The following is a 24095-nucleotide window of genomic DNA, read 5'->3' on the forward strand; positions in this document are numbered from 1 at the left end:
GCCAACTCGCTCTGTACCCGCGCCGTGACGGTGAAGCGCCGACGGTGCACCGCGCATCGCGGGACGAACCGTGCTCTTCGGGGTCACACACCTGCCACCGGCCGGGCTCCGGCCCGCGGCTGCGTACGATCGTACGGTCCGTCGCCGCCGCAGTGAGGAGTCCCCGTGTTCACCACCCGGCCCACGCTCCAGGGCACCTTCGGCATGGTGTCCTCCACCCACTGGCTCGCCTCGCAGTCGGCGATGGCCGTGCTCGAGGACGGCGGCAACGCCTATGACGCCGCCGTCGCGGGCGCCTTCGTGCTGCACGTCGTCGAGCCGCACCTCAACGGGCCCGCCGGTGAGGTGCCGATCCTCCTCGCCCCGGCGGGCGGCGGGGTACGGGTGCTGTGCGGGCAGGGCGTGGCACCGGCGGGTGCGACCGTCGCGCACTACCGGGGACTCGGTCTGGATCTCGTACCCGGTACGGGACCGCTGGCCGCCGCGGTGCCGGGCGCCTTCGACGCCTGGCTGCTGCTCCTGCGCGACCACGGTACGAAGACCCTCGACGACGTCCTCAAGTACGCCATCGGGTACGCAGAGCACGGGCACGCGCCCGTGGAGAACCTCGGCGGCACCGTCGAGAGCGTCCGTGAGCTGTTCGAGACCGAGTGGACCTCGTCGGCGGAGGTGTACCTGCCGGACGGACAGGCACCCCGGCCCGGCCGCCTCTTCCGCAACCCCGCCCTCGCCGCCACCTGGAAGCGACTGCTCGCCGAGACCGGCGGCGCGGGCGACAGGGAGGCGCGCATCGAGGCGGCGCGCGAGGTGTGGCGCTCCGGCTTCATCGCCGAGGCGCTGGTACGGCAGGCCGGGCGGCCCACCTTGGACAACAGCGGCGAGCGGCACACCGGCACGCTCACGGCGGCCGACCTGAAGGGCTGGTCGGCGACCTACGAGACCCCCGCGACGTACGACTGGAACGGCTGGACCGTGTGCAAGGCCGGCCCCTGGAGCCAGGGCCCGGCCCTTCTCCAGCAACTCGCCCTGCTGCCGCCCGAACTGCCCGCGTACGGCTCCGCCGACTACGTCCACCTGCTGATCGAGGGCTGCAAGCTCGCCATGGCCGACCGCGAGGCCTGGTACGGCGACGCGGCCGAGGTGCCGCTCGCCGAACTGCTCTCGGACGCCTACAACGCGGGGCGGCGGACCCTCGTCGACGACCAGGCCTCGTACGACCTGCGTCCGGGCAGCCCCGGCGGCCGCGCCCCGCGGCTGCCCGCGCACGCGCGCGTGGTGGCCCCGGCCGACACCGGCTTCGACCCGATGGGAGCGGGCGAGCCGACGGTCGCGAAGCTCCCCGGCGGGCCCGAGGTCGCCGCCGACGGCAGCACGCGCGGGGACACCTGCCATCTCGACGTCGTCGACCGCTGGGGCAACATGATCGCGGCCACGCCCAGCGGCGGCTGGCTCCAGTCCAACCCGGTCGTGCCCGAACTCGGCTTCCCGCTCGGCACACGGCTCCAGATGACGTGGCTGGAGGAGGGCCTGCCCGGCTCCCTCACTCCCGGACGCCGCCCGCGCACCACTCTCACCCCGTCGATCGCGCTGCGCGACGGGACGCCGGTGCTGGCGTTCGGCACCCCCGGCGGTGACCAGCAGGACCAGTGGCAGCTGCACTTCTTCCTCGCCGTCGCCCTGCGCGCCCCGGTCCGCGGCGGACTCGACCTCCAGGGCGCCGTCGACGCCCCGAACTGGCACAACGACAGCTTCCCCAGCTCCTTCCACCCGCGCGGCAGGCGCCCCGGCAGCGTCACGGTGGAGAACCGCACGGACCCCTCGGTCGTCGAGGAGCTGCGGCGGCGCGGACACGACGTCACGGTCGCCGACGGCTGGTCCGAGGGGCGGCTGTGCGCGGTGGCCCGGGACCCGCAGACCGGGATCCTGTCGGCGGCGGCCAACCCGCGCGGGATGCAGGGGTACGCGGTCGGCCGTTGATCCGCGGAACCGGTTGTTCGTCCCGATTCCATTCGGCGTACACCGAACGGGTGGGGGTTGTCAGTGGTGCGTGCTCTTATGGAGGCATGTTCGACAACACGGAAACCATCGACGAGTTTCTCGCACGACACTCGGCCGACGTGGAGGAAGCGGTCCGCAAGGCGGCCGCGGCCGAGATCCTGCCCCGCTTCCGCCGGCTCGCCGACCACGAGATCGACCAGAAGAGCGGGCCGCACGACCTGGTGACGGACGCCGACCGGCTCGCGGAGAAGTACCTCACCGAGGCGCTCGGCGCCCTGCTGCCCGGCTCGGTGGTCGTCGGCGAGGAGGCGGTCCACGCCGACCCGGCGACGTACGACGCGATTCGGGGCGACGCGCCCGTCTGGATCGTCGACCCCGTCGACGGCACACGGCAGTTCGTGCACGGCGACCCCGGCTTCTGCACCCTGGTCGCGCTCGCCCACCGCGGCGTCGTCCTCGCTTCGTGGACGTACGCGGCGGCCCGCGACCAACTCGCCACGGCCGTACGGGGCCAGGGCGCGTATCTCGACGGTGTACGGCTCCTCGCGGGCCCACCCGAGCCCGGCCGGGACCTGCGCATAGCCACCTCCCACCCGGACTACACGACGGACGAGCAGAAGCGCTCGCTGCTCGGCCTGTGGACCGACGGTGTCGCCCCGCGCGCGTGCGGCTCCGCCGGACTGGAGTATCTGTCCGTGGCCCGCGGCGAGTTGGACGCCACCGCCTTCTCCTGGGAAGCCGCCTGGGACCATGCGGCGGGCCTGCTCCTGGTCGAGGAGGCGGGCGGCGCCCACCTCACCCTCACGGGCGAACCGTTCCGCATCACGGGCGGCAACGCCCTCCCGTTCACGGCGGCACGGGATGCGGCGACGGCCGAGCGGGTACAGGAGTTGCTGCGCGGCAGCAACGACTGAGACTCCGTATCAGCGGGCCGCGGTCGCCGGCGACGAGGTGCTGCCCGTCACCACCGATTCCGTTTGCGGGGACTGCGGTCGGCTGCCCGTGGGAGGTCGCCGCCACCCCCTGATTCCGCTTGCGGACACCCGGCCCACCGGCCCGTTTCGCCGGTGGGCGACCGACCCCGCGCCGCCTGCGGTGTCAGTGGCCCGGCATATGCTGATCCCTAGTGGCCATCGGCTGACGAAGGGGTCCGAAGGTGCCGTCGATGCTCGATGCGGTCGTGGTGGGAGCGGGGCCGAACGGGCTGACGGCTGCCGTGGAGCTGGCCCGCCGCGGCTTCTCCGTCGCCCTTTTCGAGGCCCGCGACACCGTGGGCGGAGGCGCCCGCACCGAAGAGCTCACCCTGCCCGGCTTCCGTCACGACCCGTGTTCCGCCGCACACCCTCTCGGCGTCAACTCGCCCGCGTTCCGCGCGATGCCCCTGGAGCGCTACGGCCTCGAGTGGCTGCACCCCCGGCTGCCCATGGCCCACCCGTTCCCCGACGGCACGGCCGCCGTGCTGGCCCGGTCCGTGGCCGAGACGGCCGCCTCCCTCGGACCGCGCGACGCGGGGACGTACCGCAGACTCGTCGCGCCGTTCCTGCCCAAGTGGGACACCCTGGCGCACGACTTCATGTCCCTGCCGCTCAGCACGCTCCCGCGCGACCCGGTCACCCTCGCCCGCTTCGGCCTGACCGGGCTGCCGCCGTCCTCCTGGCTGCTGCGCCGCTTCCGCGACGAGCGCGCCCGGACCCTGTTCGCCGGACTCGTCGCCCACGTCATGGCCCCGCTCAGCGGCGTCGCCACCGGCGCCGTCGGCCTGGTCTTCGCCCTGGCCGCGCACGCGCGCGGCTGGCCCGTGGCCCGCGGCGGCTCCCAGGCGATCTCCGACGCCCTCACCGCCTATCTCGACGACCTCGGCGGCGCCGTACACACCGACTACGAGGTCAAGCGCCTCGACGACCTGCCGCCCGCGCGCGCGTACGTCTTCGACACCTCACCCACCGCCCTGGCCCGCATCGCGGGCTTCGGCAACCACTACGCGAGCTACCGCTACGGCCCCGGCGTCTACAAGATCGACTACGCTCTCGACGGCCCGGTGCCCTGGACCGCTTCCGAGGCGCGCGACGCCGGCACCGTACAGATCGGCGCCGACAGCGCGGAGATCGGCGCCGCCCTGCGCGCTGCCTCCCGCCAGCACCGCGCCCCCGAACCACCGTTCCTCATCACCGTGCAGCCCAGCGTCGCCGACCCCACCCGCGCCCCCGAGGGCAAGCACGTCTTCTGGGCCTACGCCCATGTGCCGAACGGCTGGACCGGCGACCTCACCGAAGCCATGGAGCGCCAGCTGGAGCGCTTCGCCCCCGGCTTCCGCGACCGCGTCCTCGCCCGCGCCACCGCCGGGCCGCCCGAGCTGGCCGCCCGCAACGCCAACTACGTCGGCGGCGACATCGGCACCGGCGCGGCCTCCGGTCTGCAGCTCCTGCTGCGCCCCAAGCTGTCCCTGTTCCCGTACAACACCCCGCACCCCGCGGTGTTCATCTGCTCGTCGGCCACCCCGCCCGGCCCCGGCGTGCACGGCATGTCCGGCCACAACGCGGCCAAGGCCGTCTGGAGGAGGCTGAGACAGACATGACCGGCATCACACTCGTCCAGGGCGACATCACCCGCCAGGAAGCCGACGCGATCGTCAACGCCGCCAACTCCTCCCTCCTCGGCGGTGGAGGCGTGGACGGCGCGATCCACCGGCGCGGCGGCCCCGCGATCCTCGAGGAGTGCCGCAAGCTGCGCGCCTCCCACTACGGCAAGGGACTGCCCACGGGCCAGGCCGTCGCCACGACCGCCGGCGAACTGGCTGCCCGCTGGGTGATCCACACGGTCGGCCCGGTCTGGTCGTCCTCCGACGACCGCTCGGAGCTCCTCGCGTCCTGCTACCGCCGCTCACTCGAAGTGGCCGACGACCTCGGCGCCCGCACGGTCGCGTTCCCGGCCATCTCCACCGGTATCTACGGCTGGCCCATGGACGACGGCGCCCGCATCGCGGTGGAGACGGTGCGCGGGACGGACACGGCCGTCGAAGAGGTCAGATTCGTCCTCTTCGACGAGCGTGCGTACGACGCGTTCGCCCGCCGGCTCGGCTAGCCGAACAGGCCGGGCCGCATCGACCGCACCCGCCGGACGAGGTCCGCGACAGCCCCGTCCCACTCCGGATGCGCGAAGTCGAATCCGGCCGCGCGCAGCCGGCCCGGGACCACCCGGCGGCTCTTGAACAGCAGCTCCGTGTCCGAGCGCAGCGCGAACGCGCCCAGCTCCGCCATCCACCGCGTCGCCGGCAGCCCCACCGGGACGCCCCAGGCGGTGCGAAGAGCCCGCATGAACGCCCGGTGCGGGAGCGGGCCCGGCGAGGCGAGGTTGACCGGCCCTTCGAGGTCGTCGCGGGCGATCAGGAACTCCACCGCGCGCACGAAGTCCTCGTCGTGGATCCAGGAGACGTACTGCGCACCGCCGGCGACCGGCCCGCCCAGACCGAGGCGCGCCAGCCGCAGCAGTACGTCGAAGACCCCGCCGCGATCCGGGCTCATGACCATCGCCGAGCGCAGCACCACCTTCCGCGTCTTCGGTGTCCGCGCCTCGGCCTGCGCCTGCTCCCAGTTCTTCGCGATCTCGACGCTGTAGGCCCAGTAGTCGGGCACCCCGGCCTCCGAGCCGCCGATCACTCCCGTCGACTCGTCGTTCGCCGCGTCGTAGCGATGGGCGTAGATCGTCGCCGTACTCATCTGCAGCCAGACCCGCGGTGGCCGCTCGGCGGCGGCGATCGCCTCGCCGATCACCCGCGCCGAATCCACCCGGGAATCCATCATGGCCCGTGGGTTCTCGGCGGTGTAGCGGCAGGAGACGCTGCGGCCGGCCAGGTTGATCACGACGTCGCAGCCGTCGACCGCCGCCGCCCAGTGGCCCAGCGCGGCCCCGTCCCAGCCGATGTGACGTTCCTGTTCAGGGTGCCTGGTCAAGACCGTGACCTCGTGACCCGCCGCCGTCAGCGCACGGTCCAGGACCGTGCCCACCTGTCCGGTCCCCCCGGGCAGTACAACCTTCATCGAGCCCCCCTCTGCTTCGGTTGACACCAGCCTAGCCCGCAGATTTGAACGCGTTCAAATAGGGGTGGGTTTCCGGGAAGCCGAGCGGGGGTGGGGCCCCCGTCACGGGCAGTGTCTGTCTCCATGCTGCGTATCGGCGCTCCGCACCACATGGTGGTGATGCGGCATACTCCGCCGGTACGACGGCCCGCAGCCGCGAACCGCAGCCGTGGGCGGCGCTCCGCCCCGCGCGGCGCCGACGACGCCTCTGACCTGGAGTCCGACATGACCACACCGCGGGACCTCCTGATCGCCACCCTCGATGCGGCCCCCGAGCCGCCCGTCGAGCAGGGCGAGCTCTCGCTGGCACTCGCCGGAGCCGAGCTCCTCGATCTCCTTGACGCCGAGGCCCTCTCCCTGGACGGCGACCGCATCGTGCCGCGTCTCCAGCCGGTGCTTGGCGACGTGCTGTTGGACGCGGCGGCGGGCGCGCTGGACCGGCAGGCGCCGTACGAGTCCGTCGAGGACTGGCTGTGGCGTCGGGGCCGTGGCCTGTACGCGGCCTATTTCGCCGCCCTGGAGAAGGACGGCCTGGTCGCCCGGCGACGGCACTCGATCCTCCCGATCCGCACCGGCCGGACGGAACTGGTCGATTCGCCGGACCGGCGCCGGGCGGCCGAGCGCTGGGAGTCCGACGAGCCCGTCCTCGGCGCCCTCGCGGCCGCCATCGGCATCCATGACGAGCCCGCCGAGGACTTCGCGGACCGCGTCGACGAGGCCGTGGTGACCGTGCTGGCCGCCGTCAACGACGCGGTGGTGGAACTGCAGGCCACCCGACAGCGCCGGAGCATCGAGGAGGCCGCCTTCGACAACGTCTGGCGAGCCCCCTGACCAGGGCACAAGAGGAGATCACGAGGAATACGACGGGCACTCAGGACCGTTCACATCAACGTCCGACCTGGCCCGAGACGAAGGAGCGCGCTTGAACCCGGGTACCACGGCACCGCCCGCACCGGCGAAGGCACTGCTGGAGGACTTCTCCCTCGAGATGACCGGCAAGGACGTACCGAAGCTCGAGGAGGCCCGGGACGGCATCCCGCAGGGCACCCGCGTCAACGTCACCTTCCTCGGCCACGAGGACCTCCAGACGCGCCTCGCCGCGGCCCGCGCGGTCAAGCGCCTCGGTTTCGTCCCCGTCCCGCACATCTCCGCCCGCCGCCTGCCCTCGCGGGCCGACCTGGAGCGGTTCCTGTCCGGCCTGGAGGCCGACGGCACCGGTGAGAACGTGTTCGTGGTGGGCGGCGACCCCGCCCGTCCCGAGGGCCCGTACGAGGACGCGCTCGCCGTCATCCGCACCGGGCTCCTCCAGGGCCACGGCGTCCGCCACGTCGGCATCAGCGGCTACCCGGAGGGTCACCCCGCCATCACCGAGCACTCCCTGTGGTCGGCGCTCACCGACAAGCACGCGGTGCTCGGCGCCGAGCGGCTGGAGGGCAATGTCATCACCCAGTTCGGCTTCGACGCCGAACCGGTCCTCGACTGGGTCGAGGCGGTAAGGGCCCGCGACGTCGACCTGCCGATCCGCATAGGCGTCCCCGGCCCCGCCGGCGTACGCCGCCTGCTGGGCTACGCCGCTCGCTTCGGCGTCGGCGCCAGCGCCTCCATCGCCCGCAAGTACGGCTTCTCGCTGACCAACCTCGTGGACACGGCGGGCCCGGACCGGTTTCTACGCGAACTGGCCCAGGAGTACGACCCGGGGCGCCACGGCGAGCTGAAAGTGCACTTCTACACGTTCGGTGGGCTGCACGCGACCTCGGAGTGGATCGCCCGGTTCCGACACGAAGGCTGACGCTCAAGCGGTGAGGTGGGCGGCGGCGCAGGCCCGGAAGGCCGAGAGCAGAGGGTTGCGGTCGTCCCGGCGGGTCACGAGGACCACCTGGACCGGTTCGACGCCCTCGACCGGGACCGAGGCGAGGTCCGGGCGAAGGCCGGTGCGGAACCCCGCCGGCCCGAAGGCCACGATCTGCCCGCCCGCGACGAGTTCGGGACCACTACTTCGGCGGGCCCGCTCGCTGACGGTCACTCGGCGTCGGTGATCCCCAGCCGCAGGTGTTCGACGTGGTACACGGCCTGGTCGAGGAGTTCGGCGACATGGTTGTCGTGCAGCGCGTACACCACGGAGCGGCCGCGCCGCTCGCCCACCACCAGGCCCAGGTTGCGCAGCAGCCGCAGTTGGTGCGAGCACGCCGACTGCTCCATGCCCACCTCGGCGGCCAACTCGGTGGCGGGCAGCGGGCCTTCGCGCAGCCGGGCCAGGATCAGCAGCCGGGAGGGCGTGGACAGGGCCTGGAGGGTGGTGGCCACGTTCCCGACGTTGCCGGCGTCCAGGCGTACCCGTTCGGTGGCTGCGGTGGTGACGGCTCCATGACCCATGGAGGCATCCTACCCAACGAACATGAACGGATGAACGAGTCTTCATGTGTTCCTGTATGGTGGCCGCGTGTCCACGACTCTCGCCCCCGCTCCCGTCCCCGAGACCCGGCCCACGGTGCTCGATCGCCGCACCCGGGTCCTCGCCCTGCCCGAGGCCCGCTGGGCGCTCGCGGCGACGATCACCTTCCTGCTGGGCCTCACCCTGCACCTCGGCGGCGCGCCCGGCTGGTCCTACGGCCCGCTGTACGCCGTTGCGTACGCCGCGGGCGGCTGGGAACCCGCCCTCGAAGGGGTGCGGGCGCTGCGCCAGAAGACCCTGGACGTCGACCTGCTGATGATCGTCGCCGCCCTCGGCGCGGCCGCCATCGGCCAGGTACTCGACGGCGCCCTGCTGATCGTCATCTTCGCCACCTCCGGCGCCCTGGAGGCCCTGGCCACCGCCCGCACCGCCGACTCCGTGCGCGGCCTGCTCGACCTCGCGCCGACCACCGCGACCCGGCTGACCGACGGCGATGAGGAGACCGTGCCGACCGCCGAACTTGCCATCGGTGACGTCCTGTTGATCCGCCCCGGGGAACGCGTCGGCGCCGACGGCACGGTTCTCGACGGCGTGAGCGAGGCCGACCAGGCGAGCATCACCGGCGAGCCCCTCCCCGTCGTCAAGCGCCCCGGCGACGAGGTTTTCGCGGGCACCCTCAACGGCACCGGCGCCCTGCGCGTCCGCGTCGAGCGCGACCCCGCGGACTCCGTCATCGCCCGCATCGTGACCCTCGTCGAGGAGGCGTCCCGCACGAAGGCACCGACCCAGCTGTTCATCGAGAAGGTCGAACAGCGGTACGCGGTGGGCGTGGTGGCCGCGACAATCGCCGTCTTCGCCGTCCCGCTCGTCTTCGGCGCAGACTTGACGGCCGCGCTGCTGCGGGCGATGACCTTCATGATCGTCGCCTCCCCCTGCGCGGTCGTCCTCGCGACGATGCCGCCCCTGCTGTCCGCCATCGCCAACGCCGGCCGCCACGGCGTACTGGTCAAGTCCGCCGTCGCCATGGAGCGCCTCGGCGAGATCGACACCGCCGCCCTGGACAAGACCGGCACCCTGACCGAGGGCGCCCCCGAGGTGACGGCCGTACGACCCCTGCCCGGCTCCGGCCTCGACGAGGACGCCCTCCTCGCCCTCGCCGCCGCGGCCGAGCACCCCAGCGAACACCCGCTGGCCCGCGCGATCGTCACCGCCGCGCGCACCCGCGGGCTACGCCTCGCACCGGCCGAGGAGTTCACCGCGACGCCGGGGCGCGGGGTGACTGCTGTGGTCGAGGGGCAGGCGGTGGCTGTGGGGCGTACGGACGGGGCAGGCGCGGGGACGGACCCCGCGCCGGGCGCGGAAGGCGCCACCGTCGTCCTCGTCACCCTGAACGGCACCCCCGTCGGCACCCTCGCCCTCACCGACCGGCTGCGTCCCGCCGCCCCCGCGACCACCGCCGCCCTGACCGCCCTCACCGGCAGCGCGCCCGTCCTGCTCACCGGCGACCACGCCCCGGCCGCCGCCCGGGTCGCCCAGGCCACCGGCCTCACCGACGTCCGCGCGGGCCTCCTGCCCGAGGACAAGGTGAACGCCGTGCGGGACCTCCAACTCGCCGGCCGCAAAGTGCTGTTCGTCGGAGACGGCGTCAACGACGCGCCCGCCCTCGCCGCCGCGCACTCCGGTGTGGCCATGGGGCGCGCGGGCTCCGACCTGGCGCTGGAGACGGCGGACGCGGTCGTGGTGCGCGACGAGCTGACGGCCGTACCCGCGGTCGTACGACTGTCCCGCGCCGCCCGTCGGCTCGTCGTCCAGAACCTGGTGATCGCCGGTGTCTTCATCACGGGACTGGTCGCCTGGGACCTGATCGGGCACCTTCCGCTGCCGCTCGGCGTCGCGGGGCACGAGGGTTCGACCGTGCTGGTCGGCCTGAACGGACTGCGGCTCCTGCGCGCGTCCGCCTGGCGATCCGGGCAGGTGCAGGACAGCCGACCTTGATGTCGGTTTCCCGCCAGCCCCAGCACGGTCCATGGCCGATGCTGGACGCATGCAGAACGGGATGCACGACGGAAAGTACGTCGGGATGCACGTCGACAGGGAGCGCTGTGTGCGCGCCGTCCAGTCCAAGGACGCGCGCTTCGACGGCTGGTTCTTCACCGCCGTCCTGACCACCCGCATCTACTGCCGGCCCAGCTGCCCGGTCGTGCCGCCCAAGCCCGAGAACATGACGTTCTACCCGAGCGCCGCGGCCTGCCAGCAGGCCGGATTCCGGGCCTGCAAGCGCTGCCGGCCCGACACCAGCCCCGGCTCCCCGGAGTGGAACCAGCGCGCCGACTTGGTGGCCCGCGCCATGCGGCTGATCGCCGACGGCGTGGTGGACCGCGAGGGCGTGCCGGGGCTGGCGGCCCGCCTCGGCTACAGCACCCGCCAGGTCGAGCGCCAGCTTCTCGCCGAGCTGGGCGCCGGCCCCCTCGCGCTCGCCCGCGCCCAGCGCGCCCAGACGGCCAGGCTCCTCATCGAAACCACGCCGCTGCCCATGGCGGAGATCGCCTTCGCCGCCGGCTTCTCCTCGATCCGCACCTTCAACGACACCGTCCGTGAGGTCTTCGCCCTCTCCCCGAGCGACCTGCGCGCCCGCGCGCCGAAGAAAGCCACTCCGACCACCCCGGGCGCGCTGTCCCTGCGGCTCCCCTTCCGCGCCCCGCTCAACCCGGACAACCTCTTCGGCCACCTCGCGGCGACCGCCGTACCGGGCGTGGAGGAGTGGCGCGACGGCGCCTATCGCCGCACGCTCCGCCTGCCGTACGGCCACGGCATCGTGGCCCTCACCCCCCGCCCCGACCACATCGCCTGCCGCCTCACCCTGAGCGACCTGCGCGATCTGCCCGTCGCCATCAGCCGCTGCCGTCGTCTGCTCGACCTGGACGCCGACCCGGTCGCGGTCGACGATCAGCTGCGCACGGACCCGTTCCTCGCGCCCCTGGTCGACAAGGCGCCGGGCCGCCGGGTGCCGCGCACCGTCGACGAGGCCGAGTTCGCCGTCCGGGCCGTACTCGGGCAGCAGGTCTCCACGGCCGCCGCCCGCACCCACGCCGCCCGCCTGGTCACCGCGCACGGCATCCCTGTCGACGACCCCGAGGGCGGCCTCACCCACCTCTTCCCGGCCCCCGAGGCGCTCGCTGTCCTCGACCCGGAGTCTCTGGCGATGCCTCGCACCCGCCGCACCACCTTCACCACACTCGTCCACCAACTGGCCGACGGCACCCTCCACTTGGGTGTGGAGAGCGACTGGACCGAAACCCGCTCCCGCCTTCTGGCCCTTCCCGGCTTCGGCCCCTGGACGGCCGACGTCATCACGATGCGCGCCCTCGGCGACCCCGACGCCTTCCTCCCCACCGACCTCGGCATCCGCCGCGCAGCCCAGGAGCTGGACCTGCCGTCGACCCCGGCCGCCCTCACCGCCCGCGCGGCGGCCTGGCGGCCCTGGCGGGCGTACGCCGTCCAGTACCTGTGGGCGACGGACGGCCACCCGATCAACTTCCTGCCCGTGTAAGGACGTGAAGGACGTGAAGGACGTTCCGATGAAGCAGCACACCGTGCTCGACAGCCCCTACGGCCCCCTGACCCTGGTCGCCGACACCGACGGCGCCCTGTGCGGGCTCTACATGACCGAACAGCGCCACCGGCCCCCGGAGGAGACCTTCGGCGCCCGCGACGACTCGCTCTTCGGTGCGGCCGAGGACCAGCTGACCGCCTATTTCGCGGGGGAGTTGAAGGAGTTCACCCTCGAACTCCGCCTGCACGGCACGCCGTTCCAGCGCACCGTCTGGGAACAGCTGACGCGGATCCCGTACGGCGAGACGCGCACGTACGGCGAACTCGCCGACGCCCTCGGCAACCCCAACGCGTCCCGCGCCGTCGGCCTCGCCAACGGCCGCAACCCCGTCGGCATCATCGTCCCCTGCCACCGCGTCGTCGGCTCCGACGGCAGCCTCACCGGCTACGGCGGCGGCCTCGACCGCAAGCGCCGCCTCCTGGACTTCGAGAGGGGAACGGCGTTGTTCTAGCCGTACCAGCCACCTTGTATGGTCACGCGGGTGACGACGCGGCCGGGCCCGCGTCTCATGGAGCACGACCTCGACCATAGGGGTGAGATGGCGGCAAGTGACGTGCAGGTCTGGACCGGAATCGTCGGAACGTTCGTCACCGTCGGGGTCAGTGTGCTCGGGGTGCTGAACTTCCAGCGGAAGCGGGACAGGTCGGCGGCCGTCGGGGCGGCGTTCCGGGACGTGGTGGAGTCCCTGGCGTCGGACAACACGACGCAGCAGATGGCCGCCGCGATCCTGATGCGCCGCTTCTTCGACCACAACTCCGAACAGGGCGCGGGCCGCACCCCCTATGCCAACGAGGCGATCGCGGTGATCGCCGGACTGCTCCGCGAATCCCCGACCGGACAGATCCAGAAGGTCCTGGCCGACGGCCTCCGCTACGCGCCGTCCCTCTCCCGCGCCGACCTCCAGGGATGCAATCTGGCGCGCGCCTACCTCGGGAACCGCGAGGGCGACAGGAAGGTCGTCGACCTCACGCACGCCGACCTCTTCGAGGCCGATCTCACCGGCGCGTCCCTGCGGGGCGTCACCGCGTCCGGGGCGGTCTTCTACCGGGCGACCCTGGTGAACGCCGTCCTGGTCGACGCCGACCTGACCGGGGCGGACTTCCGGGAGGCGCGACTGACCGGCGCCCGGTTCCGCGGGGCCCGGCTCGACGGCGCACAGTTCTCGGGCGCCACGGACATACCCGCGGACGTCGCGCGTCGGCTGGACCCGGCCGGAAACGCAGTGAGCGAAGAACACGCATGAAGACCGACACCGAACCCGTCCGCATCTTCCTCGGGGCGCCCTCCATCCTCACCCAGGACCAGCAGACCACCCTGAAACAGTGGACGGTCTGGCTGGAGGACCAGTCGTTCCGGGTGGTCCGGCTGGGACGGGACGGCCACGGCGACGATCCCTGGCACACGCTGCCCCGCATCCTGGCGCGGGTCGACGGCGTCGTCCTGCTTGGGTTCCGGCAGCTCGACGCACGTCACTCCGTCTGGCGACCGGACACCGACGAGGAAGCACCCTCGTCCCGCTGGTGGACCTCTCCCTGGCTCCAGTTGGAGGCCGGGATGGCGGTCGCCCTGGCCCTGCCCGTCCTGGTCGCGCCCGAAGACGACGTCGAGGAAGGCGTGTTCGACCCCGAGGTATGGAACGGCCAGGTGAACGGGGCGGAGTTGAGCACACCGGGCCGGGCGGCCGACGACTGGCTGGACGCCGTCCATGCCCGCCGGGTCCGCCACTCGGGAAGCTCAGGGTGAGGCGGTCTCCCGGAGCCGGCGCAGCAGTTCGGGCAGAGCGGTGCCGATGGGTTCGCGGATGAACTCGTCGGCTCGGTCGTCGTACGGCGTCGGTTCGGCGTTGACGATGACGAGCCGTGCCCCGTGGTCGGCGGCGACACCGGCGAGCCCGGCGGCGGGCTGGACCTGGAGGCTGGTGCCGACGGCGATGAACACGGTGCAGGCCTTGGTGATCGCGAGCGACTCTCCGAGCACGACCGGGTCGAGCCGCTCGCCGAACATCACGGTCGCCGACTTCAGGATGCCGCCGCACTCCAGGCACGGCGGATCCGCCTCCCCGGCCTCGACCCGCGCGATCGCGTCCTCCATCGGCCCGCGCGCATGACACCGCGTACACACGAAACTCCGCGCGCTGCCGTGCAGTTCGAGCACCTTTCGGGCAGGCATCCCGGCGAGCTGATGCAGCCCGTCCACGTTCTGCGTGATCACCCGCACGGGCACACCGGACTTGTCCAGCTCGGCGACGGCCAGATGCGCCGCGTTCGGCTCCGCCTTGAGCGTCCGGTTCTTCCGCCGCATCTGCCACGACCGTCGCCGGATCTCCGGATCGCCCATGTAGTACTCGTACGTCACGAGCTTCTCGGCCCCGGGATCGCGCCGCCAGAGCCCGTTGGGGCCCCGATAATCGGGGATTCCGGAGTCGGTGGAGATACCTGCGCCACTGAGGATGGCCACGAGGGGCTTGGTCATGGGTTCGAGGGTAGGTCGGGTGGTCCGCCGGCGGCGAGCGGTTATCGGGCGGGGGGCCTGGTCAGGCGACCCGGTTGCCGTTCTCCAGTTCCGCCGTGCCCGAGCCCTCCGCGAGAACGTCCAGTGCGGTCAGGACGCGCCGGCCCAGGGCGCCGGGCAGGTGGTCCGTGATCTCCTCGCGGGGAACCAGGCGCCAGGAGAGGAGTTCCTCCTCCTGGAGGCGGATCGAGCGCAGGTCGCCGGCGGAGAGGACGCCGCCGTCGTACAGGTACGCCACCAGCGGCGGGCGGCCCGTTCCGTGTACCCAGTCCACCGCGAGCAGGCGTCCGAGTTCGACGTCGAGGCCGATCTCCTCGGCCGTCTCACGGCGCGCGCCCTGGCGCGGGGTCTCCCCGTCGTCGGACTCGATCGTGCCGCCCGGAAGCGCCCATCCGTCACGGTAGTTGGGCTCGACGAGCAGCACCCGGCCCTCGGCGTCACGGAACAGGGCGGCGGCACCGGCGAGGACGCGGGGGAGACCCGCGATGTACGTGGCGAAGTCTTGAGTCGTGGTCACTCAGGAAGGGTAACCAGCCGCAGGGTGCGCTCCGCGAGGTCGCTGATGCGCACCCCGTCGAAGCCGAACACCGCGCTGCGGACCGTGTCCTCCAACGGGTCCTTCCACTGGGCCGGGATCGCCTCCGCGCCGGTCAGCACCCCGGCCACCGAGCCCGCCGTGGCCCCGTTGGAGTCGGTGTCCAGGCCGCCGCGCACGGTCAGGGCGATGGTCCGGGTGAAGTCGCCGTCGCCGTACAGCAGCCCGGCGGTGAGTACGGCGACGTTCGGGATCGTGTGGATCCAGCCGAGCCCGGCGGTCTCCTCCGACACCGTGGACAGGGTGTCCTCCCAGGTCATGCGCGTCTCGTGGAGGGAGACGACCCGGCGCACGGTTCGGGCCAGCCGACTGCTCGCCGGGACCACCGTCAGCGCGGTGTCGACGGCGTTCCGCACGGTCGGGGCGGTGAACGCCGCCGAGACCAGCGCCGCCGCCCACATCGCGCCGTAGACCCCGTTCCCGGTGTGCGACAGCACTGCGTCCCGGCGGGCCAGGGCGGCGGCGCGGCGTGGGGCGCCGGGGCAGGTCCAGCCGTAGACGTCGGCGCGGATCAGGGCGCCGATCCACTCCTGGTACGGGTTCTCGTACGTCGCCGTCAGCGGCGGTTTCATCCCGTTCGCGAGGTTGCGGTACGCCGCGCGCTCCGCCGTGAAGGTCTGCAGATACGGCAGCCGCAGCAGCCACAGGTCGCCGACCTGCTCGGTGCTGAAGTCGAAGCCGTGGGTCTCCAGGAGGTGCAGACCGAGGATCGCGTAGTCGACGTCGTCGTCACGGCAGCTGCCGTGGATACGGCCGCGGACGCACTGGCGCCACTCCGGGCGCAGCTCGACGCCGTCGGAGTCGTCGGCGGGCTCGGGGAGGTAGTCGGTGAGCGGCAGGGCGGCGGCCTGTCGCAGATAGCGGTCGATACGGTCCCGCGTCCACAGGTCGCCCTGCTCGACCGGCTTGCCGAGCATGTTGCCCGCGATCCGGCCCAGCCAGCCCCCGAGGATGCGGTCAGCGAGCTCCGGCTCGGTGGCCACAGGGGTCATGGGGTTGGTCTACCCGGTATCGGGCCCGTGGCACAGGGGGTTGCCAGGAGGTTCCCAGGGTTCGGGCGGGGCATGACGGCGGGGGTGCGCTCCGGTTAAGGTCGCAGCGGCGCGACTGGCCCCGACGTGTGCGGGGCCCGGAGAGCAAGGGGAATGCAAGTGGCGGACGCCGGAGTCGACGGCACCCGACGGGTGCTCATCGCCGCGGACAAGTTCAAGGGCTCGCTGACGGCGGTGCAGGTCGCGGAGCGGGTGGCGGCCGGATTGCGCCGGGTCGTGCCGGATCTCGAGGTGGAGTCGCTGCCCGTCGCCGACGGCGGTGACGGGACCGTGGCCGCGGCCGTCGCCGCCGGGTTCGAGCGGCGGGAGGTACGGGTCGCGGGGCCGCTGGGGCACGAGGTGACCGCCGCGTTCGCGCTGCGTGGTGACACCGCGGTCGTGGAGATGGCGGAGGCGAGCGGGCTGCAACGGCTGCCGGCCGGGGTCTTCGCGCCGCTCACGGCGTCCACGTTCGGCTCCGGAGAGCTGCTGCGCGCCGCGCTCGACGCGGGCGCCCGGACCATCGTCTTCGGGGTCGGCGGCAGCGCCACGACGGACGGCGGGGCCGGGATGCTGTCCGCGCTCGGCGCGCGACTGCTGGACGCGGACGGGGAGCGGGTGCCGCCGGGGGGCGGCGGGCTGGCGTCGCTGGCCCGGGCCGACCTGTCCGGACTCGACCCCCGGCTGTCCTCGGTCGACCTGGTCCTCGCGAGCGATGTCGACAATCCGCTGACCGGGCCGAAGGGCGCGCCCGCGGTGTACGGCCCGCAGAAGGGGGCCTCGCCGGAGGACGTCGCGACGCTGGACGCGGCGCTCGCGCACTTCGCGGAGGTGCTGGAGGGTGCGCTCGGTCCGCGTGCCGCCGAGTACGCGGCGTCGCCCGGGGCGGGGGCCGCGGGGGGTATCGGGTACGGCGCGCTGCTGCTCGGGGCGCGGTTCCGGGCCGGGATCGAGGTCATGCTCGACGTACTGGGCTTCGCCCCCGCGCTGGAGCGGGCGTCGCTGGTGATCACCGGTGAGGGGTCGCTGGACGAGCAGACGCTGCACGGGAAGGCACCGGCGGGGGTTGCTGCGGCGGCTCGGGCGGCGGGGAAGACGGTCGTGGCTGTGTGCGGGCGGGTTGCTCTGCCGGATGCGGTGTTGCAGCGGGCGGGGATTTCGCGGGCCTACGCGCTTACGTCGATCGAGCCGGACGTGGCTACGTGCATCGCGGATGCCGGGCCGATCCTGGAGCGTCTCGCCGCGCGAATCGCCGAGGACGTCCTGGGCTGAGGCCCCTGGGGGCTCCGTTTCCCACCCACCCGTCACGGTCGGCTGCAAGGGCGCCCCTTGAACCCAGCGAGTCGGGTGGTGGGTGGGGCATAGGCCGGGGGGCTGGGGGCGGAGCCCCCGGGGACGGTCACACCAGCACCGTGCGCCCGCAAAGCGAAGGGCCCCGAACCCAACCAGGTCCGGGGCCCCAAGAAACACACGCGTTACGGCAACTGCGCGGTCCGCGCCTCACGCCGGTTGTCGCGGAAGTTGTTCACCCGGCGAGCCGTGGCGAACAGGGGAATCACCGCGCCCATAACGAGCTGCAGCGCACAGCCCGTCTGCAACAGCAGCTGACCGCTCGGCGCGTCGAAGGCCCACGCCGCCAGCAGCCCCATCGACAGGACGATCCAGGCGAGCACGCCCCCGGCGAGACGCCCCCGCGGCTTCGGGTACTCCACCCGGCTCACCATCAGCCAGGCCGTACCCAGGATCGCAAGGAGCGTCGCCACGAACGGCAGCTCGAGGAGCACGATCGACACGACCGTCAGCGCGCCGAAGGGAGACGGCATCCCCTGGAACATGCCGTCCTTTATCGTCACGCACGAGAAGCGCGCCAGACGGAGGACCACGGCCAGGAGCACCACGATTGCCCCTAGCGCCGCCATCCTCTGGTGCGCGTCGTCAGCCACCATGCCGTAGACCAGCACGAAGTACGCCGGAGCCAGACCGAAGCTGATCAGGTCCGAGAGGTTGTCCAGTTCCGCGCCCATGGGGGAGGAGCGCAGCTTGCGCGCCACCAGGCCGTCGAACAGGTCGAAGACCGCGGCGCAGAGCATGAGGATGACCGCCGTGGCCGCGCTGTGGCGGGCCATGCCGGTCTCCTGGTCGCCGGTGAGGTGCGGGATCAGGATGCCGGTGGTCGTGAAGTAGACGGCCATGAAGCCGCACGTCGCGTTGCCGAGCGTGAGGGTGTCCGCTATCGAGAGGCGGAGAGAGAGCGGAATCTCCTCCTCTTCGTCGACCTCGTCGGCCTCGGGCACCCAGCCCGCCTGAGTCTCCGGATCAATCACGGTCAATGCGAGTCACCCCAGCCACGGTCTTCTGGCCGACCTCGACCGCGACCTCCACGCCCTCGGGGAGGTAGAGGTCGACACGCGAGCCGAAGCGGATCAGACCGATCCGGTCACCCTGCTCTACCTTCGTGCCCTGCGGGACGTAGGGGACGATGCGGCGGGCCACCGCGCCAGCGATCTGGATCATCTCGATGTCGCCGAGTTCGGTGTCGAAATGCCAGACTACGCGCTCGTTGTTCTCGCTCTCCTTGTTGAAAGCGGGAACGAAGCCTCCGGGGACATGCTCGACCGACGTGACCGTGCCGGAGAGCGGGGCGCGGTTCACGTGGACGTTGAGCGGGCTCATGAAGATCGCGACGCGGGTGCGTCCGTCCTTCCACGGCATGATGCTCTGCACCACACCATCGGCGGGCGAGATGACCCGGCCCTGAGCAATCTCGCGCTCGGGGTCGCGGAAGAACCACAGCATGCCCGCCGCGAGCGCGGTGGCGGGCACGGCCACGGCCTTGGCGGCGCCGGAACGGCGAGCGCGGGCCAGGCTGAGGGCTGCGGTGGCGACGGTCGGGATAAGCCACGGCGATGCTCCGCGCGCAAGACGTACGCCGACCAGGCTGTCGCGTGGTGCAGAGGTTTGGCTGTGGGGCATGGATGACCTTCGTAGCGGATGATGCCGCGCTGTAACGGGGGACGGCGGCTTTCCCGGGATCGTACCGGTCGGGGGCTACAACTGGGCAAGCCAGGAAGCTGAGTCGGCGGCCGAAGACTGCCTACTGGGTGTGATCTTCTTCTCGAAGAAAACACCCTGTATGCGGACAATCAGCCCTGGAATCGATACTCTTCGAGCAACCTGCGCCCGATGATCATTTTCTGGATCTCGGCGGTGCCTTCACCGATCAGCAGCATCGGTGCCTCGCGGTAGAGGCGCTCGATCTCGTACTCCTTGGAGAAGCCGTAGCCGCCGTGGATCCGGAAGGCATCCTCCACGACCTCCTTGCAGTACTCGGAGGCGAGGTACTTCGCCATCCCCGCTTCGAGGTCGTTTCGTTCCCCGGAGTCCTTTTTGCGTGCAGCGTTCACCATCATGGCATGCGCCGCCTCGACCTTGGTGGCCATCTCGGCGAGCTTGAACTGGATGGCCTGGTGCTGGGCGATCGGCTTGCCGAAAGTATGACGCTGCTGGGCGTACTGGACGCCGAGCTCGAACGCACGCTGCGCGACCCCGCAGCCGCGCGCCGCCACATTGACGCGGCCGACCTCGACTCCGTCCATCATTTGGTAAAAACCTCGGCCGGTCGTACCGCCGAGTACCCGATTGGCCGGAATGCGTAGGCCGTCCATGATCAGTTCAGTGGTATCGACGCCCTTGTAGCCCATCTTCTCGATCTTGCCCGGGATGGTGAGGCCGGGGCGGACCTCTCCGAAGCCGGGCTCCTTCTCGACGAGGAAGGTCGTCATCGACTTGTGCGGCGCGGTGCCCTCGGGGTGGCCTTCGTCACTTCGGACGAGGATCGCCACGAGAGACGACGTACCGCCGTTCGTCAGCCACATCTTCTGGCCGTTCAGGACGTACTCGTCGCCGTCCTTGACCGCCTTCGACGTGATCGCGGAGACGTCCGAGCCGAGCCCCGGCTCCGACATCGAGAAGGCGCCGCGGATGTCGCCGGCCGCCATGCGCGGCAGGAAGTGGTCCTTCTGCTCCTGCGTGCCGTGCTGCTTGAGCATGTACGCCACGATGAAGTGCGTGTTGATGATGCCGGACACCGACATCCAGCCACGGGCGATCTCCTCGACGCACAGGGCGTAGGTGAGGAGCGACTCGCCCAGGCCGCCGTACTCCTCGGGAATCATCAGCCCGAACAGGCCGAGTTCCTTGAGGCCGTCGACGATCTGCTGCGGGTACTCGTCGCGGTGCTCCAGCTCGGTGGCGACCGGGATGATCTCCTTGTCCACGAAGTCGCGGACCGTGGAGACGATCTCCTGCTGGATGTCCGTCAGACCGGCGGTCTGGGCGAGGCGGCTCATTACTTCTCCTGAGACTTCGGCTCCGGGCGGCCGGGCTGCTCGCCGCCGCGCTCCTTGATGTACGTCTCGGTCGGCACCATCACCTTGCGGCGGAACACGCACACGAGCGTGCCGTCCTGCTTGTAGCCCTTGGTCTCGACATAGACGATGCCGCGGTCGTTCTTCGACTTCGACGGCCACTTGTCGAGCACGGTCGTCTCGCCGTAGATCGTGTCCCCGTGGAACGTGGGCGCCACGTGCTTGAGCGACTCGATCTCCAGGTTGGCGATCGCCTTGCCGGAGATGTCCGGGACGGACATGCCGAGCAGGAGGGAGTAAATGTAGTTGCCCACGACGACGTTCTTGCCGAAGTCCGTGGTGTTCTCGGCGTAGTTGACGTCCATGTGGAGCGGGTGGTGGTTCATGGTGAGGAGACAGAACAAGTGGTCGTCGTACTCCGTGACCGTCTTGCCCGGCCAGTGCTTGTACGTCGCCCCGACCTCGAACTCCTCGTAGGTGCGTCCGAACTGCATCGCGCTCAGGCCTCCGGGATCTCGAACTTGCTGGTGCGCTGCATGCCGGCGGCGCGGCCCTTGCCCGAGATGACCAGGGCCATCTTGCGGCTGGCCTCGTCGATCATCTCGTCGCCGAGCATCGCGGAGCCCTTCTTGCCGCCCGCCTCGGACGTGTAGTAGTCGTACGCGTCCAGGATCAGCTCGGCGTGGTCGTAGTCCTCCTGGGACGGCGAGAAGATCTCGTTGGACGCCTCGACCTGGCCCGGGTGCAGGACCCATTTGCCGTCGAAGCCGAGGGCCGCGGCGCGCTGGGCGACCTCGCGGTAGCCCTCCACGTTGCGGATCTGGAGGTAGGGGCCGTCGATCGCCTGGAGGTTGTTGGCGCGGGCGGCCATCAGGATCTTCATGAGGATGTAGTGGTAGGCGTCCGCCGGGTAGCCGGGCGGCTGTTCGCCGACGACGAGCGACTTCATGTTGATCGACGCCATGAAGTCGGCCGGGCCGAAGATGATCGTCTCGACACGTGGACTGGCCTGGGCGATCTCATTGACGTTGTTGAGGCCCTGCGCGTTCTCGATCTGCGCCTCGATACCGATGCGGCCGACCTCGAAGCCCATGGTCTTCTCGATCTGAGTCAACAGCAGATCAAGAGCGACGACCTGCTGGGCGTCCTGCACCTTCGGCAGCATGATGCAGTCAAGATTCTGGCCGGCGCCCTCGACCACCGTCACGACGTCCCGGTACGTCCACTCGGTCGTCCAGTCGTTGACGCGCACGACGCGCGTCTTGCCCGTCCAGTCGCCCTCGTTGAGGAACTTGACGATGGTGTGCCGCGCCCCGGGCTTGGCGAGCGGTGCGCACGCGTCCTCCAGGTCCAGGAAGACCTGGTCGGCCGGGAGGCCCTGCGCCTTCTCCAGGAAGCGCGGGTTCGAGCCCGGCACGGCGAGGCAGGAGCGCCGCGGACGCAGACGGTTGACGGGCGTGGTCATGCGGGGACCTCCAGGGGGTCGAGCTTGTTCGCTTTCCGGATCTCGTCGACGATACGGCCTATGATTCCCGTGATGTCGAAGTCCTTAGGGGTGAAGACCGCGGCCACTCCAGCGGCCCTGAGCTGGTCGGCGTCGGCGTTCGGGATGATCCCGCCCGCGATCACCGGGATGTCGGCCGCGCTGGCCTCGCGCAGCCGCTCCAGCACGTCCGGCACGAGCTGGGCGTGCGAGCCGGAGAGGATGGACAGGCCGACCGCGTGCACGTCCTCGGCGAGGGCCGCGTCCACGATCTGCTCGGGCGTCAGCCGGATGCCCTGGTAGACCACCTCGAACCCGGCGTCACGCGCGCGTACGGCGATCTGCTCGGCGCCGTTGGAGTGTCCGTCCAGGCCCGGCTTGCCGACCAGGAAGCGCAGCTTGCCGACGCCCAGGTCGCGGGCGGTGGCGTCCACCCTGGCGCGCACCTCGGCCATCGCCGAGCCCTGTTCGGCGGGAACGGCCACCGGCGCGGACGAGACCCCGGTCGGCGCCCGGAATTCGCCGAACACCTCGCGCAGGGCCCCGGCCCACTCGCCGGTCGTGACCCCGGCGCGGGCGCATTCCAGGGTGGCCTCCATGAGGTTGTCGGTGCCCTTGGCGGCCTGCTTCAGCCGTTCCAGCGCCTTGCAGGGGCGCGGGTGGTTGAAGGGCGGCTGGTAGCGGGTGTCGCGCCAGCGCTGGAGCGAGGCGACAACACGGGCCTCGACCGCCGGATCGACCGTCTGGATGGCCGTATCCAGATCCGCGGTCAATGGATTGGGCTCGGTCGTCTCGAAGATGTTGACGCCGACGATCTTCTCTTGACCGGACTCGATACGGGCGCGGCGCTCGGCGTGCGAGGAGACGAGTTGCGACTTGAGGTAGCCGGACTCCACGGCGGCCATCGCGCCGCCCATCTCCTGGATCCGGTCGATCTCGGCGAGGGACTCCTCGACGAGCTGTACGACCTTCGCCTCTATGACGTGCGAGCCCTCGAAGATGTCCTCGTACTCCAGCAGGTCGCTCTCGTGCGCCAGGACCTGCTGGATGCGCAGCGACCACTGCTGGTCCCATGGGCGGGGAAGGCCCAACGCCTCGTTCCAGGCGGGGAGTTGAACGGCACGCGCACGTGCGTCCTTGGAGAGCGTCACGGCCAGCATCTCGAGCACGATCCGCTGGACGTTGTTCTCCGGCTGCGCCTCGGTCAGGCCCAGGGAGTTGACCTGGACGCCGTACCGGAAGCGGCGCTGCTTGGGGTTCTCGATGCCGTACCGCTCGCGCGTGATCTTGTCCCAGATGCGGCCGAACGCCCGCATCTTGCACATCTCCTCGACGAAGCGGACGCCCGCGTTCACGAAGAAGGAGATGCGCGCGACCACGTCACCCATCCGCTCCTCGGGCACCTGGCCGGAGTCGCGCACGGCGTCGAGGACGGCGATCGCGGTGGACATCGCGTACGCGATCTCCTGCACCGGCGTGGCCCCGGCCTCCTGCAGGTGATAGCTGCAGATGTTGATCGGGTTCCACTTGGGGATGTGGGAGACCGTGTACGCGATCATGTCGGTCGTCAGGCGGAGCGACGGCCCCGGCGGGAACACATGGGTGCCCCGGGACAGGTACTCCTTGACGATGTCGTTCTGGGTCGTGCCCTGGAGCTTGGTGATGTCCGCGCCCTGCTCCTCGGCGACGACCTGGTAGAGCGCCAGCAGCCACATGGCGGTGGCGTTGATCGTCATCGAGGTGTTCATCTGCTCCAGGGGGATGTCCTGGAACAGCCGGCGCATGTCACCGAGGTGCGAGACGGGCACGCCGACCCGGCCCACCTCGCCGCGGGCGAGGATGTGGTCGGGGTCGTAGCCGGTCTGCGTCGGCAGGTCGAACGCCACCGACAGCCCGGTCTGGCCCTTGGCGAGGTTGCGCCGGTACAGCTCGTTGGATGCCTCGGCGGTCGAGTGCCCGGCGTACGTTCGCATGAGCCAAGGCCGGTCCTTTTCCCGCCTTGTCTCGGCAGGCTGACGCTCACTCATGT

Annotated in this window: 24 protein-coding genes; 12 read left to right on the top strand and 12 right to left on the bottom strand. The window is 71.3% G+C overall.

Going from position 1 to position 24095, the window contains the following annotated elements; genetic code table 11:
* Positions 1 to 165 precede the first annotated feature (165 nt).
* From ACFYXB_RS09095 to ACFYXB_RS09110, 4 genes are all read left to right on the top strand, one after another.
* Positions 166 to 1977 (top strand): gamma-glutamyltransferase family protein, encoded by a 1812-nt coding sequence (locus ACFYXB_RS09095; protein WP_389579450.1) that lies wholly within the window; start codon positions 166 to 168, stop codon positions 1975 to 1977.
* 86 nt (positions 1978 to 2063) lie between these two features.
* Positions 2064 to 2912 (top strand): inositol monophosphatase family protein, encoded by an 849-nt coding sequence (locus tag ACFYXB_RS09100; RefSeq protein WP_389579453.1) that lies wholly within the window; start codon positions 2064 to 2066, stop codon positions 2910 to 2912.
* A 251-nt stretch (positions 2913 to 3163) separates the two neighbouring features.
* A complete protein-coding gene (locus tag ACFYXB_RS09105) occupies positions 3164 to 4573 on the top strand; it encodes a phytoene desaturase family protein (protein ID WP_389579456.1) in 1410 nt (469 codons plus the stop codon).
* Complete coding sequence (locus tag ACFYXB_RS09110; RefSeq protein ID WP_351353114.1) at positions 4570 to 5079, top strand: O-acetyl-ADP-ribose deacetylase; 510 nt, start codon at positions 4570 to 4572, stop codon at positions 5077 to 5079. Before ACFYXB_RS09105 ends, ACFYXB_RS09110 begins: the two co-directional genes overlap by 4 nt.
* On the opposite strand, the gene ACFYXB_RS09115 is transcribed toward ACFYXB_RS09110, so the two are convergent.
* Positions 5076 to 6035 carry a TIGR01777 family oxidoreductase gene (locus ACFYXB_RS09115; RefSeq protein WP_389579459.1) on the bottom strand — a complete coding sequence of 320 codons (960 nt, stop codon included), beginning with the start codon at positions 6033 to 6035 and terminating at the stop codon, positions 5076 to 5078. The genes ACFYXB_RS09110 and ACFYXB_RS09115 overlap by 4 nt on opposite strands.
* Before the next feature lie 264 nt (positions 6036 to 6299).
* Between ACFYXB_RS09115 and ACFYXB_RS09120 the strand changes: the two genes are divergently transcribed.
* Complete coding sequence (locus tag ACFYXB_RS09120) at positions 6300 to 6905, top strand: GPP34 family phosphoprotein (RefSeq protein WP_389579557.1); 606 nt, start codon at positions 6300 to 6302, stop codon at positions 6903 to 6905.
* A gap of 157 nt (positions 6906 to 7062) precedes the next feature.
* On the top strand, positions 7063 to 7863 hold the full coding sequence (locus ACFYXB_RS09125) for a methylenetetrahydrofolate reductase (protein WP_389579560.1): 801 nt from the start codon (positions 7063 to 7065) through the stop codon (positions 7861 to 7863).
* A gap of 3 nt (positions 7864 to 7866) precedes the next feature.
* Here ACFYXB_RS09125 and ACFYXB_RS09130 read toward each other — a convergent pair whose 3' ends face one another.
* Together ACFYXB_RS09130 and ACFYXB_RS09135 are read right to left on the bottom strand one after the other, a co-directional pair.
* A complete protein-coding gene (locus ACFYXB_RS09130; RefSeq protein ID WP_388504095.1) occupies positions 7867 to 8097 on the bottom strand; it encodes a hypothetical protein in 231 nt (76 codons plus the stop codon).
* Positions 8094 to 8447, bottom strand: a complete 354-nt coding sequence (locus ACFYXB_RS09135) for a metalloregulator ArsR/SmtB family transcription factor (RefSeq protein ID WP_351353129.1) — start codon at positions 8445 to 8447, stop codon at positions 8094 to 8096. Before ACFYXB_RS09135 ends, ACFYXB_RS09130 begins: the two co-directional genes overlap by 4 nt.
* A 67-nt stretch (positions 8448 to 8514) precedes the next feature.
* Here ACFYXB_RS09135 and ACFYXB_RS09140 point away from each other — a divergent pair, with 67 nt between their 5' ends.
* The 5 genes from ACFYXB_RS09140 to ACFYXB_RS09160 all read left to right on the top strand — a co-directional run bounded on the left by ACFYXB_RS09140 (position 8515) and on the right by ACFYXB_RS09160 (position 13822).
* Positions 8515 to 10461: a heavy metal translocating P-type ATPase gene (locus ACFYXB_RS09140; RefSeq protein ID WP_389579463.1), complete on the top strand. Its 1947-nt coding sequence runs from the start codon at positions 8515 to 8517 to the stop codon at positions 10459 to 10461.
* Positions 10462 to 10546: 85 nt separating this feature from the next.
* Positions 10547 to 12016, top strand: a complete 1470-nt coding sequence (locus tag ACFYXB_RS09145; protein ID WP_389579562.1) for an AlkA N-terminal domain-containing protein — start codon at positions 10547 to 10549, stop codon at positions 12014 to 12016.
* A 28-nt stretch (positions 12017 to 12044) separates the two neighbouring features.
* Positions 12045 to 12530: a methylated-DNA--[protein]-cysteine S-methyltransferase gene (locus tag ACFYXB_RS09150; RefSeq protein WP_351353135.1), complete on the top strand. Its 486-nt coding sequence runs from the start codon at positions 12045 to 12047 to the stop codon at positions 12528 to 12530.
* Between the two features lie 30 nt (positions 12531 to 12560).
* Positions 12561 to 13322, top strand: a complete 762-nt coding sequence (locus ACFYXB_RS09155) for a pentapeptide repeat-containing protein (protein ID WP_388504088.1) — start codon at positions 12561 to 12563, stop codon at positions 13320 to 13322.
* Entirely contained in the window at positions 13319 to 13822 is a 504-nt protein-coding gene (locus tag ACFYXB_RS09160; protein WP_389579467.1) for a hypothetical protein, read from the top strand. Before ACFYXB_RS09155 ends, ACFYXB_RS09160 begins: the two co-directional genes overlap by 4 nt.
* Here the strand turns inward: ACFYXB_RS09160 and ACFYXB_RS09165 are convergent.
* From ACFYXB_RS09165 to ACFYXB_RS09175, 3 genes are all read right to left on the bottom strand, one after another.
* Positions 13814 to 14551 carry an NAD-dependent deacetylase gene (locus tag ACFYXB_RS09165; protein ID WP_389579470.1) on the bottom strand — a complete coding sequence of 246 codons (738 nt, stop codon included), beginning with the start codon at positions 14549 to 14551 and terminating at the stop codon, positions 13814 to 13816. The genes ACFYXB_RS09160 and ACFYXB_RS09165 overlap by 9 nt on opposite strands.
* Before the next feature lie 61 nt (positions 14552 to 14612).
* On the bottom strand, positions 14613 to 15107 hold the full coding sequence (locus ACFYXB_RS09170) for an NUDIX domain-containing protein (protein ID WP_388504084.1): 495 nt from the start codon (positions 15105 to 15107) through the stop codon (positions 14613 to 14615).
* The gene (locus ACFYXB_RS09175) at positions 15104 to 16177 is read right to left on the bottom strand and encodes an ADP-ribosylglycohydrolase family protein (RefSeq protein ID WP_389579473.1); all 1074 of its coding nucleotides are present in this window, start codon (positions 16175 to 16177) and stop codon (positions 15104 to 15106) included. The genes ACFYXB_RS09170 and ACFYXB_RS09175 overlap by 4 nt, the downstream gene beginning before the upstream one ends.
* 153 nt (positions 16178 to 16330) lie before the next feature.
* Here ACFYXB_RS09175 and ACFYXB_RS09180 point away from each other — a divergent pair, with 153 nt between their 5' ends.
* Complete coding sequence (locus tag ACFYXB_RS09180) at positions 16331 to 17488, top strand: glycerate kinase (protein ID WP_389579476.1); 1158 nt, start codon at positions 16331 to 16333, stop codon at positions 17486 to 17488.
* 203 nt (positions 17489 to 17691) lie between these two features.
* Here the strand turns inward: ACFYXB_RS09180 and pssA are convergent, their stop codons facing one another.
* The 6 genes from pssA to ACFYXB_RS09210 form a co-directional block, all read right to left on the bottom strand.
* The gene (pssA, locus tag ACFYXB_RS09185) at positions 17692 to 18510 is read right to left on the bottom strand and encodes a CDP-diacylglycerol--serine O-phosphatidyltransferase (RefSeq protein ID WP_351353176.1); all 819 of its coding nucleotides are present in this window, start codon (positions 18508 to 18510) and stop codon (positions 17692 to 17694) included.
* Between the two features lie 22 nt (positions 18511 to 18532).
* On the bottom strand, positions 18533 to 19189 hold the full coding sequence (locus tag ACFYXB_RS09190) for a phosphatidylserine decarboxylase (protein WP_351353156.1): 657 nt from the start codon (positions 19187 to 19189) through the stop codon (positions 18533 to 18535).
* A 170-nt stretch (positions 19190 to 19359) separates the two neighbouring features.
* Complete coding sequence (locus tag ACFYXB_RS09195; RefSeq protein ID WP_351353158.1) at positions 19360 to 20565, bottom strand: acyl-CoA dehydrogenase family protein; 1206 nt, start codon at positions 20563 to 20565, stop codon at positions 19360 to 19362.
* Positions 20565 to 21077, bottom strand: coding sequence for a MaoC family dehydratase (locus ACFYXB_RS09200; RefSeq protein WP_351353161.1), 513 nt, complete (start codon positions 21075 to 21077; stop codon positions 20565 to 20567). The genes ACFYXB_RS09195 and ACFYXB_RS09200 overlap by 1 nt, the downstream gene beginning before the upstream one ends.
* 5 nt (positions 21078 to 21082) lie before the next feature.
* Complete coding sequence (locus ACFYXB_RS09205) at positions 21083 to 22048, bottom strand: HpcH/HpaI aldolase/citrate lyase family protein (protein ID WP_388504075.1); 966 nt, start codon at positions 22046 to 22048, stop codon at positions 21083 to 21085.
* Positions 22045 to 24093: a protein meaA gene (locus tag ACFYXB_RS09210; RefSeq protein WP_389579480.1), complete on the bottom strand. Its 2049-nt coding sequence runs from the start codon at positions 24091 to 24093 to the stop codon at positions 22045 to 22047. Before ACFYXB_RS09210 ends, ACFYXB_RS09205 begins: the two co-directional genes overlap by 4 nt.
* Positions 24094 to 24095 lie beyond the last annotated feature (2 nt).

It is taken from the genome of Streptomyces sp. NPDC002619 (assembly GCF_042889305.1).
Classification (GTDB): domain Bacteria; phylum Actinomycetota; class Actinomycetes; order Streptomycetales; family Streptomycetaceae; genus Streptomyces.

Bases quoted from the DNA above. Each gene is read 5' to 3' on its own strand.
- ACFYXB_RS09190 (WP_351353156.1), bottom strand. From the start codon at position 19,189: ATGCCCCACAGCCAAACCTCTGCACCACGCGACAGCCTGGTCGGCGTA.
- ACFYXB_RS09210 (WP_389579480.1), bottom strand. From the start codon at position 24,093: ATGAGTGAGCGTCAGCCTGCCGAGACAAGGCGGGAAAAGGACCGGCCT.
- ACFYXB_RS09165 (WP_389579470.1), bottom strand. From the start codon at position 14,551: ATGACCAAGCCCCTCGTGGCCATCCTCAGTGGCGCAGGTATCTCCACC.
- ACFYXB_RS09120 (WP_389579557.1), top strand. From the start codon at position 6,300: ATGACCACACCGCGGGACCTCCTGATCGCCACCCTCGATGCGGCCCCC.
- ACFYXB_RS09105 (WP_389579456.1), top strand. From the start codon at position 3,164: ATGCTCGATGCGGTCGTGGTGGGAGCGGGGCCGAACGGGCTGACGGCT.
- ACFYXB_RS09125 (WP_389579560.1), top strand. From the start codon at position 7,063: ATGACCGGCAAGGACGTACCGAAGCTCGAGGAGGCCCGGGACGGCATC.
- ACFYXB_RS09150 (WP_351353135.1), top strand. From the start codon at position 12,045: ATGAAGCAGCACACCGTGCTCGACAGCCCCTACGGCCCCCTGACCCTG.
- ACFYXB_RS09135 (WP_351353129.1), bottom strand. From the start codon at position 8,447: ATGGGTCATGGAGCCGTCACCACCGCAGCCACCGAACGGGTACGCCTG.
- ACFYXB_RS09145 (WP_389579562.1), top strand. From the start codon at position 10,547: ATGCACGTCGACAGGGAGCGCTGTGTGCGCGCCGTCCAGTCCAAGGAC.
- ACFYXB_RS09200 (WP_351353161.1), bottom strand. From the start codon at position 21,077: ATGCAGTTCGGACGCACCTACGAGGAGTTCGAGGTCGGGGCGACGTAC.
- ACFYXB_RS09100 (WP_389579453.1), top strand. From the start codon at position 2,064: ATGTTCGACAACACGGAAACCATCGACGAGTTTCTCGCACGACACTCG.
- ACFYXB_RS09175 (WP_389579473.1), bottom strand. From the start codon at position 16,177: ATGACCCCTGTGGCCACCGAGCCGGAGCTCGCTGACCGCATCCTCGGG.
- ACFYXB_RS09205 (WP_388504075.1), bottom strand. From the start codon at position 22,048: ATGACCACGCCCGTCAACCGTCTGCGTCCGCGGCGCTCCTGCCTCGCC.
- ACFYXB_RS09115 (WP_389579459.1), bottom strand. From the start codon at position 6,035: ATGAAGGTTGTACTGCCCGGGGGGACCGGACAGGTGGGCACGGTCCTG.
- ACFYXB_RS09110 (WP_351353114.1), top strand. From the start codon at position 4,570: ATGACCGGCATCACACTCGTCCAGGGCGACATCACCCGCCAGGAAGCC.
- ACFYXB_RS09160 (WP_389579467.1), top strand. From the start codon at position 13,319: ATGAAGACCGACACCGAACCCGTCCGCATCTTCCTCGGGGCGCCCTCC.
- ACFYXB_RS09195 (WP_351353158.1), bottom strand. From the start codon at position 20,565: ATGAGCCGCCTCGCCCAGACCGCCGGTCTGACGGACATCCAGCAGGAG.
- ACFYXB_RS09180 (WP_389579476.1), top strand. From the start codon at position 16,331: ATGCAAGTGGCGGACGCCGGAGTCGACGGCACCCGACGGGTGCTCATC.